The organism is Bradyrhizobium sp. 31Argb (assembly GCF_043638955.1).
GTDB lineage: Bacteria > Pseudomonadota > Alphaproteobacteria > Rhizobiales > Xanthobacteraceae > Bradyrhizobium.
In genome coordinates this window covers 1-15,285 of sequence record NZ_JBEGDB010000198.1, presented here as the reverse complement: position 1 = coordinate 15,285, position 15,285 = coordinate 1, and the positions used below count along the sequence as shown (strand labels likewise).

Genomic DNA, 15,285 nt, shown 5'->3' with positions numbered 1-15,285 from the left:
AAGGCTTCCTCCTAAAAGAAAGCCTTGAATCACGTTCAATCTGATTTGAGAATCCCAAGAGTCCACACGGCCTAGCCTCGAAATGCTCATGCTGCTCGAACTTGCATATGGCCGCCCGGCATCGCTTCGAAGGGTTGAAGAACCTTCGCCGGTAGCGCGTCGACTGCGTCGGCGCCTCCGGCGGTTGGTCGCTCTGGTGCGAAGGTCGCAGTGGCCGGCAACGCGGCGGCGTCAGCACGGCAGCCCGGGTGGGGTTTTCCGGATCGTCCCCTAGAAGAAGCCCTTGGCCGGCAGCGGTGTGCCGCTGATCTCGTATTGCCCGATCGAGCGCGCCTTGAAGTTGGTGGGGTTGTGTGAGGACAGGGTCCGAGCGTTGCGCCAGTGGCGGTCGAAGTTGGTGACCTTCTTGGTGGCGGAGGCGCCGCCGACGTCGAACAACAGGCTGCCGGCGCGGATCGCGAATTCATCCGCCACGATCTTGGCCTTTGCCGACAGCAGCGCAGCCTTGTGCGCCGCCTCGACTGCGTCGGCGGCGCCCGCGTCGAACGCATCGGTCGCGACGTCAAGCGCTTCAGCCGCCGCCAGCACCACGGTCTCGGCAGCGAAGGCGCCGCTTGCGATCTGGCCGACGGTCTGCTGCAGCAGCGGATCGTCGGTCGGGGTCTGGCTCGGCGCGTAGTAGAAGGTCCGCTTGCGGGAGCGGACAAGAGCTGCGGCGTCACGCAGGCTGGCGCGTGCGATGCCGGCGACGATCGCGGTCAGGAACAGTTGCGCGAACGTGTTCGAATAGGGAACGCCATAGCCGATGTCAGGCGCATCGAACACGACCTCCTGCCGCTTGACCGTCACATTGCGGAAATGGGTCGTGCCGGTTGCCGTCAGCCGCTGGCCGAGACCGTCCCAATCGTCAATCAGCTCAACGCCTTCCCGCTTCACCGGGATGATCGTCGCGCCGATCGCCCCCGACGGATCGGCGGCGCGCACCAGCACGTAGTCCGAATACAGCGTGCCGGTGCTGTAATATTTCGTGCCGTTCAACAGGAAGTCGCCGTTCTCATCCGGCGTCAGCGTCGTGTTAGGCGTGATGTCGCCGACCTTAGGGCTCTCGAGCTCGGTGGTTGCAAGTCCGATGATGGCGCCTTCGGCAACCGCCTTCTGCCATATCCGGCTCTGCTCGTCCTTAGGGTGGCGCACCAGGAGCTCGACCACGCTGAAATGGTTGCGCAGGATATGCGCAACATTGGCGTCGGCCTCGCTAAGGCGGATCACGACCTCGAACAATTCGCGGATCGTGCCACCGGCGCCGCCGGCCGGCGTCGGCAGCCGCAGTGCGCCGAGCCGCACCTTGCGGATCAGGTCGATCTCCTGGAACGGAAGGACCCGGTCGCGCTCGCGTTCGCTCGCGCCTTCCGCAATATGCTTCAATAGCGCCTCAAGATCCGGGGAGCGCGGATCGAGACGGTGCGGAGACCCAAGCGAATGCGCGGATACAGGCTTGTTCATCGTTTGACCTGAATGGAGTTGAAGTGATCGTTCAGAGCTGAGCCAGGTGATCGGTGATCTTGACCGGCTCGGGCAAGACTTTGCGTGCCACCAGCCAGTCGGCGGCGCGCTGCAGGTCGGCGAGGAACTTTTCGTCATTGACCGGGAAATAGCGATACTGCCGGTTCAGCGCGATAAACTGGTCGCGCACCTGGTCGGTGTACTTGCCGGCTTTCTGCGCGATGTATTCGGCGTCCTTGCTGTTTTCGGAAATCCATTTGCCCTCGGCGCGGAAGGCGTCGTTGACGGCGCGGACCAGCCCTGGATTGTCGGTCGCGAATTTGCGGGTGGTGAGGTAGGAAGTGTAATCGATCTGGAAATCGAGGTCGCGACCCTCGAGGAAGATGTCGTGCGCCTTGTATTCGAGGCGGGCGATGTCGACGCCGGGGCTCCACATTGACCATGCATCGACCTTGCCGGAGGCGAGCGCCGGCGCCGCATCGGGTGGATTGAGATAGACGAACTTCACCGCGGAGCGATCGACCTTGTGCTTCTCCAGTGCCGCGACCAGCAGGAATTCGCCGAGGCCCGAACGGTTCACCGCGACCGACTTGCCGACGAGATCTTCGATCTTGCTAATGCCGGAATCGTCCTTGGCGATGATCGCAGTGGTGCGCGGCTCGTAGACGACGAATTGCGCGAACACCAGCGGCGAGCCGGCGATGATCGCGGCCAGCGCGGGCGTAGTGCTGCCGCCGAAGCTGAAGTCGGCGCTGCCGCCGGTCACCGCCTGCAGCGTCGGCGCATGGTTCGGGAACGGCCCGAGCCATTCGACCTTGATGCCGTCCTTGGCCAGGAGCTTTTCGAACTCGCCGCGTTCCTTCGCTATCAGATTGAGGCCGCTCAGGCCCCAGGTCAGGCGGACCGTGTCGGTGGTGCGGCCGGTCGCTGATCGTGCGGTCTTGGGCAAGCCGAGGCCGCCAAGCGCGCCGAGGCCTGCGGCGGCAGAGCCGAGGAAATGGCGGCGGGACGGCTTTGCAAACGAGAAGTCAGACATGGATGAATGATCCTTCCGAAAAAGCTCAAGCGGTTTGGTGAGACGCAACGACGCCAAGCTCTGTGAGCAGCTCGGCACGGGCAATCCGGCTTGCGCCGTCGCCTTTGGTTGGATGCTCGAACGCAATCCGTCCCTCGCGCATCACCAGGATGCGGTCGGCGAGCGTAATCGCTTCGTCCACGTCGTGTGTCACGAGCAGGACGCCCGGCCGATGGCTCGCGACCAGTTCGCGGACGAGATCGTGCATGCGGATGCGGGTCAGCGCATCGAGCGCGGCAAAGGGTTCGTCGAGCAGCAATAACTCCGGCTGCTGCACCAGGGCGCGCGCCAGTGCGACGCGCTGGGCCTGCCCGCCGGAAAGATTGCGCGGCCAGTCATCGAGGCGGTCGCCGAGCCCCTCCTCGGCTAGTGCCGCTGCGGCGCGTTGGCGTGGATCCTTGACCTGCAGTCCGAGCGACACGTTGCGCCAAAGACTGTCCCACGGCAGCAGACGATGCTCCTGGAACACGACCGCCGGACGTCGCGGCGCGACGATGCGGCCGCCATCGATCGGATCGAGCCCCGCCAACGCGCGCAGCAGCGTGGTCTTGCCGCAACCGCTTTCGCCGAGCAGGGCCACGAACTCGCCGCGCTCGATGCGCAGATTGAGCTTATCGATCACGATGCGGCTGCCATAGGCACGGCGCAGATTGGTCACCACCACCGCTGGTGAGGCAACAGAGGAGGGCACGACATGAAGGGTCACCGCGCGCCTCCATAATTCGGGTGCCAGGCGAGCAGGCGCCGCTCGAGCAAGCGCGCGATCGCATCCGCCGCGACCCCGATCAGCGCATAGATCACGATGGTCAGTACGATCACGTCGGTGCGCAGGAACTCGCGGGCATCCATCGCGAGGAAGCCGATGCCGGACTGCGCGCCGATGGTCTCGGCCACCACCAAGGCAAGCCATGCGGTCGCGAGCGCGTAGCGGACGCCGGTCAGGATCGAGGGCAGGGCGCCCGGCAAAATGATCCGCCGGATCAATTCAAGCGTGCCAAGGCCCTGGATGCGTCCGAGCTCGATCAGTTTCGGATCGACCTGGCGGATCCCCAATGTGGTGTTGATGTAGATCGGAAAGGTGACGCCAAGCGCGACCAGGAAGATCTTCTCGGCTTCGCCGACGCCGAGCCAGACGATCACCAGCGGCAGCGCCGCCAGGAACGGGATCGCGCGGATCATCTGCACGCTGCGGTCGATCGCGGCCTCCGCGATGCGCGAAAAGCCGACCAGCGTGCCAAGCGCAAAGCCGATGCCGCCGCCGATCGCAAAGCCGGCCACAGCACGCAGCAGGCTGATGCCGAGATCGTTGAGCAGGCTTCCGGTGGTCACAAGCTTGAACGCCGTCCTGACGACCTTGCTTGGCGCCGGCAACACGTGCGGCGACAGCCATCCGGCCTGCGCCAGCACCTCCCAAACGATGAGCAGCGTCACCGGTGCCAGCCAGGAGAGCAGTTGCAGCCCCCGGCGGCCGAGCTCGAATGGTTTGCGCGGGAGTGCCGCCGCGCCGTCTTTGCGCTTAAGGTCTTCAAATTCGACCGGGGAGACGGTTTGTTCCAGGTTGCTCAAGATGACGTCGTCCTCGTTTCAACGTGCTGCATGATGCGCGCGCAGATGAAGCGACATCGGGATGCCACGCGCGACAGGCATCAGCGCATTCACTCAATTGGCGGCGTGCCGCCGATCACGAGTGCGTAGCCTTTCATGCATCGCAAAATGTCCCACGAATTTGACCGGACAGAAATAGAGCGGTTTTCCAATTGTCTGGCGGTGGAGAGTTTTCTGATTTCTTTGCGCGCGTGAGACGGCAAAGAATATCTTTCAACGCGTTCTGCGCTTGATCTCTCTTCGTGCTTTGGCGACAACAGCGGCGCTTTCGCCGCGAGATCACGCGCCCGCTTGGAACGAAATCAGAATAGAGAAATCAAAATGACGGCACGGCCACTTCGTTTCGGCATCTGGGCGCTGGTCCATGGACCGCGCGCCGCGCATCAGGATCCCCAAGAACCCTATGATGCGTCGTGGGAGCGCAACCGCGATCTGGTGCTGGCGGCGGAGCGGCTCGGTTATGACTCCACGCTGGTCGCGCAGCACACCATCAATCCGCATCAGGAGGATCTCGATCAGTTGGAAGCGTGGAGCGCGACAGCGGCGCTTGCGGCCCTGACGAGCCGGATCGAGGTCATCGCCGCCATCAAGCCGTATCTCTATCACCCGGTGGTGCTGGCGAAGATGGCGCTTGGAATCGAGAACATCAGCCGCGGCCGCTTCGCGATCAATCTCGTCAATGCCTGGAACAAGCCCGAGCTCGAAAAGGCGGGCATCGGCTTTGCGGAGCATGACGCGCGCTATGCCTATGGCCGCGAATGGATCAGCGTGGTGTCGCGCCTGATGCAGGGCGAACGCCTGACTTACAAAGGGGAGCATTTCGACGTGCGCGATTACGCGCTCCGGCCCGCCGATCTCTACCGCCAACGGCCGCTGATTTATGTCGGCGGCGAATCCGAGCCGGCGCGGGCGCTGGTCGCCGATCACGGCGACGTCTGGTTCATCAACGGCCAGCCGCTGGCGGATGTCGCGGCGCTGATTGCCGACGTCGCGGCGCGGCCGCGGGCATCGGCGCCGTTGCGCTTCGGCCTCTCGGCGTTCGTGATCGCGCGGCAGACCAACGAAGAGGCCCAGGCTGCGTACCGGCGGCTGTTGGACCTCGCCGCCAAGGATGCTCCGATGCGGGCGATCCAGAAGCAGAACACCGATCCGAAGGTCGTGATGATGCAGACAATGCAGAAGACCGCGCGGGTCGGCAGCAATGGCGGCACGGCCGCGGGCCTTGTCGGCAGCTATGACGAAGTGGCCTCGCGCATCCTTGCATTCCACGCGGCAGGCATCGAGCTGTTCATGCTGCAATTCCAGCCGTTCGAGGCGGAGATGGAGCGTTTTGCGAACGAGATCATCCCGCGCGTGCGGCAGGCGCAGCCCGCGTCGGCGGCCGACGGAACGTCATTGTTGGCAGGTTCACGATAGCGATCGGTCGGTGCCAAAAAACGGGCGTGCTTGTTCGGCTGGAAGGAATTTTCTCTCGCGGAGGCGAGCGACGAAAGCTTAGCCTACGTCTCCGCCGATATCTGGAATTGCCAGCGGCACCGGCTCGCGTAATTGTGCGGTGCAGCGCGCAGCCGAAAGACCGGAAATCCAACAATGAATGTGCATCAATCTCTCGCGGCCTCACGACCGCCGGAGGCATTTCCGCCGATCGCGTCCGATGTCGTCGCCGAAGACGCGATGGTGCGGTTCGAGGCCGTCTCGAAGACCTATCCCGCCTATCGCGGCAAGCCGAGCGTCAAGGCGCTGCAGGCCATCGACTTCGCAATTCCCCGAGGCGCCATCACCGGTGTCATCGGCCGCTCCGGCGCGGGCAAATCAAGCCTGGTCCGGCTGATCAATGGGCTGGAGAAACCGACGACCGGCCGCGTGATCGTCGATAACAGCGACATCTCGGCGCTTTCCGGCCGCGCGGTGCGGCTGGCGCAACGCTCGATCGGCATGATCTTCCAGCACTTCAACCTGCTGTCGTCGCGGACGGCGGCGGACAATATCGCCTTGCCGCTTGAAATTGCCGGCTGGTCAAGAGCCGAGATCGCCGCGCGCGTCTCGGAGCTGCTCGACCTCGTCGATATCGCCGACAAGCGCAACCGCTATCCGTCGGAGCTCTCCGGCGGCCAGAAGCAACGGATCGGCATCGCGCGTGCGCTGGCGACGCGGCCGAACGTGCTGCTGTCTGATGAGGCGACCTCGGCGCTCGATCCGCAGACGACGCGCTCGATTCTCGACCTGCTCGCCAATATCAACCGCGAGCTTGGCGTGACCATCATCCTCATCACCCACGAGATGTCGGTCGTACGGCAGCTCGCCAAGGAGGTGATCGTGCTCGATGCCGGGCACGTCGTCGAGCGCGGCCATGTCGCCGACATCTTCACCCATCCGCAACATGCTATCACCCAGAGCTTCCTCTCCGAGGTCCTCGGCGATGCGGTTCCGGTTTCCCTGTCGAGCCGGCTGCAGCAGCAACCTGTGCCAGGTGGGCAGGCCGTGATCCGCGTGCTCGTTCGCGGCGATGGCGGCGACCGGCTGGTGGCACGGCTGTCACGCGAGCTGGCGATCGATGCGGCGATGTTGTCGGCGCGGATCGACGAAATCGGCGGCCAGCAGGTCGGGTCACTGACGCTTGGCGTGCCTGGCGACGAGGCCGTGGTTGCGCGCGTGCTGTCCTTCCTTGTCCAACATCGGTTTTCCGCGGAGCGTCTCGGCTATGTCGCCTGAACTCATCAATCTCATCATCCAGGCGACCGGCGAAAGCCTGTTCATGGTCGCGGTTTCGGCCTCGCTCGGCACGTTGTTCGGCCTGCCGATCGGCGTCTTCCTTGCGACCAGCCGCAAGGGTGAATTGTTCGCCGCACCGGCCGCGAATGCGATCCTTGGCATGATCGTCAATGCGACGCGCTCCACGCCCTTCATCATCCTCGTCGTCGCGATCATCCCGTTCACGCGACTCGTCGCGGGCACATCGATCGGCTCGGGGGCGGCGATCGTTCCGCTCACCATCGCCTCGACGCCTTTCATCGCGCGCCTCGTCGAGGGCGCGATCCGCGAGGTCGATGCCGGCTTGATCGAAACGGCGTCGTCGTTCGGCGCCACCCCGCTGCAAGTCGTGCTCAAGGTCCTGATCCCCGAGGCGCTGCCGGGGCTCGTGCTGTCGCTGACGCTCGCGGTGGTCAGCCTGCTCGGCTATTCGGCGATGGTCGGCGCTGTCGGCGGCGGCGGACTGGGTGATCTCGGCATCCGCTACGGCTATCAGCGCTTCATGCCGGGCATGATGCTGGCCGTGGTGGTGGTCCTGATCGTGCTAGTGCAGACGGTGCAGACCGCCGGCGACTATCTGGCGCGCCGGGTCAACCGCCGGCTGCGCCATCGCTGAAGCCGCGGGATTTGGTTACGACCCCTTCGGCGCCCAGATCTTGACGTCGGTGGTATCGACCTTCTTCGGGATCAAGCCTTCGGCGACGAACGCATCCGCGATGCGCTGCTGCTCCGACAGGCGGGCGACCGTGACCGCGCCGACCTTTGTAGGAGCGGTGGCTGTTGGCTTCTTCCACCGCGGCGGCATCGATGCCCCAGAGGCTGGCGAGAATGGTGGCGGCGTCCTTAGGGCGGGCTTTGACCCACGCGCCAGTCTCGGCAAGCTTGGTGAAGATCACGTTGAGCGCGTCGCCGCGGCGATCGGCGAACGCGGCCGAGGCGACATAATAGCGCTTATAGCTGGCAAGGCCGTTGCTGCCGTCGGAGAGCACGCGCGCGCCGGACTGTCGGCTTGCGCTGGTGAGGAAAGGATCCCAGGCCACCCAGGCGTCGACATTGTTGCTGACGAAGGCGGCGCGGCCGTCGGCCGGCGTCAGGTAGGCGGGCGTGATATCCTTGAAGGTGAGGCCGGACTTGGCGAGCGCGGCAAGCAACAGGAAATGGCTGCCCGCGCCTTTTGTCACCGCAACCTTCTTGCCCCTCAGGTCGGCTACCGTTTTGATGGGCGATTCCTTCGGAACCAGGATCGCCTGCGCAGACGGCGATGCCGCTTCTTCAGCGACATAGGCAAGCTTGGCGCCCGCGGCCTGTGCAAAGATCGGCACGGTGTCTGCGACGTCGGCGCCGAAATCGACGCTGCCGACATTGATGGCCTCGAGCAGCGGCAACCCGCTGGTGAATTCGTGCCACGACACAGTGATGCCGAGCGGCGCGAGCGCTTTCTCCAGTTCGCCATTGGTCTTGAGGATCGCGGTGAGCGTCGAGGACTTCTGGTAGCCGATCCGGATTTCCTCCGAGATCGCAGGGCGCGCCAGCGAGACCATCGCCAGCAGGCCAAGCGCGCCCATGGTAAGCCGGCGCGTGACGGGTTTGATCCGGGAGGCGGCTGGAACTTTCGGGCGCTGGCGAGGCAAAAACAGCATATCTGTGGCTTCCAAAAAATGCGGATGAATTCCGGAGCCTCATTTGTGATCAATCGCGTGCCGGTGGCAATTACGGAGAAGTCGTCTGATGTGGTGCAAAATTCTCCGCAGGCGACAATTATGAGAACTACGTTTTGCGCGACACCCTTTCACCATGCCGCGTCATTCGCTGCTGTCGAAGATCAGTTCTTGCGGAGAACAGAAGTATCGCACTGCAGCGCAGAGCGAATGTTTTGTTCCCGGGTTTGAATGATCGCAGCCGTTTCGTCGTTTTGTCACGCAGGCGGTTGAAGCGCGGAATGATCGGCGCTAGTGGCAGCCAAGTCCATTTGTCTGATACTTGGAGAGCTTTATGCGAATCTTTACCGCGATCGTTGCGGCGGCCGCATTGTTTGCCGGCGCCGCAAGGGCCGAGACCATCCGGGTTGGCGTCACCGCCGGGCCGCACGCCGAGATCATCGAGGTGGTGAAGAAAGTGGCCGCCGAACGCGGCCTCGATATCAAGGTCGTCGAATTCACCGATTACGTCATTCCCAATCAGGCGCTGGCGCTGAAGGATCTGGAAGCGAACTCGTTCCAGCATGAGCCCTATCTAAAGAACCAGATCTCCAAGACCGGCTGGAAGATCGTGAAGGTCGCCAACACCATCGCTTCGCCGCAGGGTGTCTACTCGCTGAAATACAAGAAGCTGTCGGATCTGCCGGAGGGCGCGCGGGTGGCGATCGCCAACGACCCATCGAACGGTGCGCGCGGGCTGATGATCCTCGCCCTTCACGGCGTGATCAAGCTGAAGGACCCTAACAATGTCGCCTCGACGATTGCCGACATCACCGACAATCCCAAGAAATTACGCTTCGTTGAGCTCGATGCGGCGCAGCTCCCGCGTTCGCTGCAGGACGTCGACCTCGTCTCGATCAACAACAACTATGCGGTGCAGGCCGGCCTCAATCCGGCGGTCGATGCGATCGCGCATGAGGCGGCGGACGGCCCGTGGGTCAACATCATCGCCGTGCGCGAGGAAGACAAGGACAAGCCCTGGGTCAAGCAGCTCATCGACGCCTATCACTCGGACCCGGTGAGGGCGTTCATCGAGAAGCGCTTCAAGGGCACCTACCTCGCCACGTGGTAGCGAACCGATCTGTTCGATCCGCGCTGCCGAACAGTCGATGCACTATTCGGCGGCGTCGGATCGAACGGCATCGGTCGCGGGGCGGCGAAAGCCTGCACCCGGGTGGGTCGCATGCAAGCGCGGTCCCCGTCCTGGAAACAGTTTCTCCCGCAAGGTGCCGTCGCGATAGGCGGTCTTGTAGACGCCGCGGGATTGCAGTTCTGGCACTACCAGATCGACGAACGCATTCAGCGATTCCGGTACGACAAGACGGAACAGATTGAATCCGTCCACGTCGGTCTCTTCCGCCCAGGCGATCAGTTCGTCTGCAACGTCTTGCGGCGAGCCGACCACGAAGGGCGAGCGCGCGCCGAGGCGGCTCAAGCTGGCAAGGTCTCCGATCCTCACCGGCCGCTCGCTACGCACTGTGAAATTCTCGACCATCGACTGGATCGCATTGCTCTCGACATATTGCACAGCCTCTTCGGGTCGGTAGGTCGAGAAGTCGATGCCGGTCCACCCTGAGAGCAGCGCGAGCTGCCCGGCCTGATCGACATGGCTGGCATAATCCTCGAGCAGATCCTTGGCTTCGGCGCGCGTCGGGGCCACGATCACGGTGGCGCCGGCGAACAGCCTGATGTCATAGGGATCGCGCCCGAATTCCCTGGCGGCTTCCCTGATCTCGCGGACGGCGCGCGCGAGGATCGGCCTGGTCTGCCCGTTGAGGAAGATCGCTTCCGCATGCCTCGCGGCGAAGGCGCGGCCGCGCCGTGATGTTCCCGCCTGATACAACAATGGCGTGCGCTGCGGCGACGGTTCGGCGAGATGGATGCCATCGACACGATAATGTGAGCCTTCGTGCCTGACACGATGGACCTTCGCCGGATCGGTAAACACGCGCGTTTCGCGGTCGCGGCGGACCGCGTCGTCCTCCCAACTGCCTTCCCAGAGCTTGTAGACGGCAGCGAGAAAATCCTCCGCCGCATCGTAGCGCTCGTCATGGGCACGAGTGGTGGGCAGGCCCATCCCGCGCGCGCCACTGTCGAGATAGCCGGTCACGATGTTCCAGCCGATCCGTCCTTTGGTGAGATGATCGAGCGTCGAGAAGCGGCGGGCGAACTGATAGGGATGCTCGAATGTCAGGTTCGACGTGATGCCGAAGCCGAGATGCTTGGTGACCAGCGCCATCGCGGAGACCAGCAGCGTCGGCTCGGCGTTGGGCAACTGGACGGCGTGGCTGATCGCCGCATCCGGATTTCCGCCATAGACGTCGCAAATGCCAAAGACGTCGGCAAGGAAGATGCCGTCGAGCAGGCCGCGCTCCGCGGTTCTGGCATAGTCGACCCAATAATCAAGCGTGTTGTAGTCGATCGACGCATCGCGCGGATGCGACCACAGGCCGGCCCAGTTGTGGCTTGGCGCGGTCATGTTGAACGCGTTGAAGCGAAGTTCTCGCGGTCTCGTCATCAGCCGTTCCTCGGCAACGGGTTCGTGTTTCGCGGAGGCTATCACGCAAGCCGGACGACGTTGTTTTCAATTTGCGGCGCCGGATGAAAGATTACCGCCGCGCCAGGGCAAAACGGCAGCACGCGCGTCGCTATTTTCTCCGACGCCTCGACAGCGCAGAGATCGGCAAGCATCATTCGTCGACGGCGCTCGCGAGGCCGCCTCATACGATCCTTCGAGAAGAGATGGACCTGACAAGATGAAGACGTTCATGCGTATGGCGCAGGCAGCCGGCCTGTTGCTTGCCCTGACCACCGCTGCGGTTGCCGACGAGCCGCTGAAGATCGCGACCAGCGCCGGCCCGGTTGGGCAGTTGGCTGGCTATGCCGCCAGGCTCGCCAAGGAAAAGGGACAGGACGTCAAGATTGTCGAGCTCAGCGACTGGGTCGCGCTGAACGAGGTGGTCAACAGCGGCGACGTCGACGCGAACCTGTTCCAGCACGGGACTTATCTGGCGCTGCAGAACAAGCAGCGCGGCTTCAATCTCGTTCAGGTCGACAAGGTCGGCGTGATCGCGCCGGTCGGATTGTTCTCGAAGAAGATCAAGAGCCTCGACGAGATCAAGTCCGGTGACAGCGTCGCGATTCCCAACGAGCCCTTGAACGGCGCGCGCGGATTGATCCTGCTTGAACGCGCCGGCCTGATCAAGCTGACGCCGGGCAAAGGTTTCGCGGTGAGCAAATTCGACATCATTGAAAATCCCAAGAACTTGAAGATCGTCGAACTCGATCCCGCGCAGACCTACCGTTCGCTCGATGACGTCACGCTGGCGCTCGTCAACGTCACCTATCTGATCTCGGCCGGCGGCGATCCGAAATCGGCGCTGATCATCGACCGCACCCTCGATGACGGCCTGGTGCTGCGCTTCACCGCGCGCGCCGACAAGAAGGACGATCCGCGCCTGAAGGCGTTCATCCAGGTCTTCAACTCGCCGCAGGTGAAGCAGTTCATCGAGGAGAAGCTGCCGGCCTTCATCCCGGCCGGGTTCAACAGCTAGAGCGTTTTCGAGCGAAGTGGACACCGGTTCGCGTGAAGAAAACGCGTCAAAACAAGAACCTAGAGCTTCGGTTCTGATTCCATCAGAACCGAAAATGCTCTAGGCAGGTTAGGACGAGCTGCGGACGATCGGCGCAGCGTCGCGATCGGTCGGCGTCACGGGGTGCAGGATGCTGGTCCGATTGCGTCCCGCCTTCTTCGCCGCGTACAGGGCGGAATCGGCCGCCGACATCAGCCGGTCCAGGACGATGTCTCGAGCGTGGGCGATCGATATCCCGGCACTCGCGGTGGCCATGATTTCAATGTTGCCATGGAGGATCGGCGCATCGCTGAACGTGGCGCGGACCCGATCGACGACGAGCCTTGCATCGTTGATCGTGGCGTCCGGCAGCAGCAGCGCGAATTCTTCCCCGCCGATTCTGCCAAAGATATCGCCCTGGCGGATCGCGCGCGCGGCGCGTCGCGCGAACTCGGCGATGACTTCGTCTCCGGCAGGATGGCCATGCTTGTCGTTGATGGCCTTGAAGTAATCGATGTCAAAAAGGGCAATCGCGATCTCGCACGACTTTCCCGATAATTTGGCAAGGCGGGCTGCGCTGGCCTCGAAGAAGCCGCGTCGATTGAGGACGCCGGTCAACTGATCCTTCATCGCGAGATCGCGGAGCCGGCGCTCGGAACGCTCGCCGATCATCAGAATGCCGAGGACGACGATCGCCACCATCGCGACGGCGGATTGGAACGGCGCAAAGGTGAGCCATCCCCGGAGCGGGCCCTGGCCGATTTCGTCGCGCATGACGAAGATGGCGATGGCCTGGCTGTAACTGACCACCGTCTCAAACAGGCAGATCAGCGCGATGCAGAGCCGTGGCGAAAGTTCCCGGGAAGAGGAGCGCCAGAGATCGAGGCCGATCAGGAGCGTCATCGTGCCGATCGCGAGATTGTAGTCGATCTGGCGAAGCGCGTAGCTCGGGTACGCGAACGGCAGACCCACTGCCCAGATCAACGGCGGCAGCAGCGCCGAGGCGGGCAACGGCCGTTGGTCGAAAACGCGCAAGCCGCACCAGAGCGCGCCCGCGCCGAACAGGGCGAAAAAGCCGGGAACGCCTATGGCCGAGAGCTGGGGCAGCGTCTGGCGCTGTGCCGCAAGGATGACGCCAAGGCCGGACAGCAGGAACCCGAGGATCCACCAGGAATACGACCTAGTGGAGCGATCCCGCATCCATGTGATCAAGATGATCAAGCAACCGATCGCGCATGCGGCCTCGGCCAACAGCCCGACGGTGAACATATCGAACAAGGACCACAACTCCGGACCTTTCCCCGGCACGACCAGCTATCCGCCCGACCTTAAAGGAACGAGGGCGAATTCACTACAATTCGATCGATTGAATCGGTTGTGATGGATGATGTCGGTTACCGCACGCCATGCGCGCTTCCGTACCGGCCGGTATCGGTAGCCGGAGAGGACAGCGATCCGATCTAGTTCGGAAGGAACTGATTCGCGCGCGATGAAGCGGCGAGGGGCCGTGACGTGGTCAAGATAGTCTTAAGGAAATCGGGGAGCGGCGTCGATACGCAGCTCCCCGAGTCATGCAGATGTTCGATTCGTTCAGAATCTGTAGTTGACGCCGGCCTTGACCGTGTGAAGCTTGGTGCTGACGTCCATGCTGGCGCTCGAGAAGAAGCCGTTGGCGACGTCGGAAACCGTGTTGTTGAACACGGTGTGGCTGCCAAGGTCCACGTAGAGATATTCCGTCTTGAAGGACCAGTTCGGCGTAAGGGCATATTCGAGACCGGCGCCCGCGGTCCAGCCCCATTGCGTGTCGCTGGCCGCGATCGCGGCTGGCAGCGGACCAACAAGTCCATTTGCGTTGAAGGTCGCGTGCGATTTGACCTTGCCGTAAGCCGCGCCGCCGGTCGCGTAGAGAAGGACCCTGTCCCAGGTGTAGCCGAGGCGGCCGCGAATGGTGCCGAACCATTCGATCTCGGATCCGATGTCGAAGCTTGCGTTGCCGACAGCGTCCGGAGCGGTGAAGAGCGCGGCGCCCGCGAGCTTGCCCTCGATACCCGACCATTCGAAATCGGCTTCGATGCCGGCGACCACATTATTGGCGAACTGATAATTGTAGCCGATCTGGCCACCGCCGAAGAAACCGCTCGAGTTCAGGCTGACATTGCCGGCGAGGCTCGACTCGAGCGCAGGCGCTTCCGCCTGAAGCTGCCGCTGGAATGCCTGGAAGGGATAGTTGAACTTGTCGCCGCCAAAGCCGACATTGGCGCCGATATAGAAGCCGGTCCAGGAGAACACTGGGACGGCCGCGACGGGCGGTGCCTTGACCGGATAGGACAGATCGGCGGCAAAGGTCGGGCCCGCCGCCAAGCCAAGACCAAAGACAGTGCCGAGTAGAAACGTCTTCATTACCACGCCCCTAAATTTCCCTGGAGAAAGGGTTTTCCAGTGCATCGCCGTCATGGGACGGCGACATGTGAAGGCTGGGCGAGCGCGTCGTGACCTCGCGCTGGTCGAACTCGACGCAGTTCCTCGCAGCAGCCGTGTCGCAACATGGCAGGGGTTGCAGCGACGGTCTTGTTCTCGCCCGCACTGGATTTGAGCCCGAGCGCGCTCCCGCTAAACCGTTCGTCCCTGTGGCCGTTACGCAACAACCCGAAGCGGCATGCGAGCGATTCAGGGCGCGCTGCGGCAGAGTTACTCATGGCCCGCGTCGATCAGCCCCGGTAGCATGCGTGTGTAAGTGCAATTCCAAGAACAATGCATCAAGCAAGCTTCCACTCCGATAATCTCGATCCAGCGCTCGAAGACGATCGAAGGTTTTCCCTCTGGTATGAGAAGGTGGAGGCGCTCACCTGTTGTGTCGACATCACGCGATTCGACGATCGGCCGTTTTCGGGATTCCTCCGCTGGTCCGATTTTCAAGACGTTCACGTCACGCGATTCGGCGGCACTTTCGGCAGGATCAGGCGATCGAGGAGCGCCATTTCCCGCGGCCCCGATGATGATTTCTGCCTAGCATTACAGTTGTCTTTTTGTTTTGAAGTGCGCGCGCTGGGCGGCGGCCTGGTGAGCTCTACGCCAAAGTGAC

At 63.0% G+C, this 15,285-nt stretch carries 13 protein-coding genes and 1 pseudogene; 5 read left to right on the top strand and 9 right to left on the bottom strand.

The window, feature by feature from the left end:
* Positions 1–270 precede the first annotated feature (270 nt).
* From AAFX91_RS29230 to AAFX91_RS29215, 4 genes are read right to left on the bottom strand one after another with little or no spacing between them, the layout of a single operon-like run.
* Positions 271–1,503 carry an acyl-CoA dehydrogenase family protein gene (locus AAFX91_RS29230; RefSeq protein WP_130579760.1) on the bottom strand — a complete coding sequence of 411 codons (1,233 nt, stop codon included), beginning with the start codon at positions 1,501–1,503 and terminating at the stop codon, positions 271–273.
* A gap of 31 nt (positions 1,504–1,534) precedes the next feature.
* Complete coding sequence (locus AAFX91_RS29225) at positions 1,535–2,539, bottom strand: NrtA/SsuA/CpmA family ABC transporter substrate-binding protein (protein ID WP_394568942.1); 1,005 nt, start codon at positions 2,537–2,539, stop codon at positions 1,535–1,537.
* Between the two features lie 25 nt (positions 2,540–2,564).
* Complete coding sequence (locus AAFX91_RS29220) at positions 2,565–3,284, bottom strand: ABC transporter ATP-binding protein (RefSeq protein ID WP_394568941.1); 720 nt, start codon at positions 3,282–3,284, stop codon at positions 2,565–2,567.
* Positions 3,281–4,036, bottom strand: coding sequence for an ABC transporter permease subunit (locus AAFX91_RS29215; RefSeq protein WP_130579773.1), 756 nt, complete (start codon positions 4,034–4,036; stop codon positions 3,281–3,283). Before AAFX91_RS29215 ends, AAFX91_RS29220 begins: the two co-directional genes overlap by 4 nt.
* A gap of 468 nt (positions 4,037–4,504) precedes the next feature.
* Between AAFX91_RS29215 and AAFX91_RS29210 the strand changes: the two genes are divergently transcribed.
* The 3 genes from AAFX91_RS29210 (at position 4,505) to AAFX91_RS29200 (ending at position 7,550) form a co-directional block, all read left to right on the top strand.
* On the top strand, positions 4,505–5,599 hold the full coding sequence (locus AAFX91_RS29210) for an LLM class flavin-dependent oxidoreductase (protein ID WP_130579763.1): 1,095 nt from the start codon (positions 4,505–4,507) through the stop codon (positions 5,597–5,599).
* Between the two features lie 174 nt (positions 5,600–5,773).
* Complete coding sequence (locus tag AAFX91_RS29205) at positions 5,774–6,895, top strand: methionine ABC transporter ATP-binding protein (protein WP_165421185.1); 1,122 nt, start codon at positions 5,774–5,776, stop codon at positions 6,893–6,895.
* Positions 6,885–7,550: a methionine ABC transporter permease gene (locus tag AAFX91_RS29200; protein WP_130579764.1), complete on the top strand. Its 666-nt coding sequence runs from the start codon at positions 6,885–6,887 to the stop codon at positions 7,548–7,550. Before AAFX91_RS29205 ends, AAFX91_RS29200 begins: the two co-directional genes overlap by 11 nt.
* 15 nt (positions 7,551–7,565) lie before the next feature.
* Here the strand turns inward: AAFX91_RS29200 and AAFX91_RS29195 are convergent.
* Positions 7,566–8,499: pseudogene (locus AAFX91_RS29195) on the bottom strand (aliphatic sulfonate ABC transporter substrate-binding protein).
* Positions 8,500–8,926: 427 nt separating this feature from the next.
* Here AAFX91_RS29195 and AAFX91_RS29190 point away from each other — a divergent pair.
* On the top strand, positions 8,927–9,703 hold the full coding sequence (locus tag AAFX91_RS29190; RefSeq protein ID WP_130579765.1) for a MetQ/NlpA family ABC transporter substrate-binding protein: 777 nt from the start codon (positions 8,927–8,929) through the stop codon (positions 9,701–9,703).
* Positions 9,704–9,745: 42 nt separating this feature from the next.
* Here AAFX91_RS29190 and AAFX91_RS29185 read toward each other — a convergent pair whose 3' ends face one another.
* Both AAFX91_RS29185 and AAFX91_RS29180 read right to left on the bottom strand, forming a co-directional pair.
* Positions 9,746–11,149 (bottom strand): LLM class flavin-dependent oxidoreductase, encoded by a 1,404-nt coding sequence (locus tag AAFX91_RS29185; RefSeq protein ID WP_394568940.1) that lies wholly within the window; start codon positions 11,147–11,149, stop codon positions 9,746–9,748.
* A 41-nt stretch (positions 11,150–11,190) separates the two neighbouring features.
* On the bottom strand, positions 11,191–11,325 hold the full coding sequence (locus AAFX91_RS29180) for a hypothetical protein (RefSeq protein WP_394568939.1): 135 nt from the start codon (positions 11,323–11,325) through the stop codon (positions 11,191–11,193).
* 62 nt (positions 11,326–11,387) lie between these two features.
* Here AAFX91_RS29180 and AAFX91_RS29175 point away from each other — a divergent pair, with 62 nt between their 5' ends.
* Entirely contained in the window at positions 11,388–12,185 is a 798-nt protein-coding gene (locus AAFX91_RS29175) for a MetQ/NlpA family ABC transporter substrate-binding protein (protein WP_130579767.1), read from the top strand.
* A gap of 108 nt (positions 12,186–12,293) precedes the next feature.
* Here AAFX91_RS29175 and AAFX91_RS29170 read toward each other — a convergent pair whose 3' ends face one another.
* Entirely contained in the window at positions 12,294–13,472 is a 1,179-nt protein-coding gene (locus tag AAFX91_RS29170) for a diguanylate cyclase (protein WP_245476326.1), read from the bottom strand.
* Between the two features lie 321 nt (positions 13,473–13,793).
* Positions 13,794–14,603 carry an outer membrane protein gene (locus AAFX91_RS29165; RefSeq protein WP_282528412.1) on the bottom strand — a complete coding sequence of 270 codons (810 nt, stop codon included), beginning with the start codon at positions 14,601–14,603 and terminating at the stop codon, positions 13,794–13,796.
* Positions 14,604–15,285 lie beyond the last annotated feature (682 nt).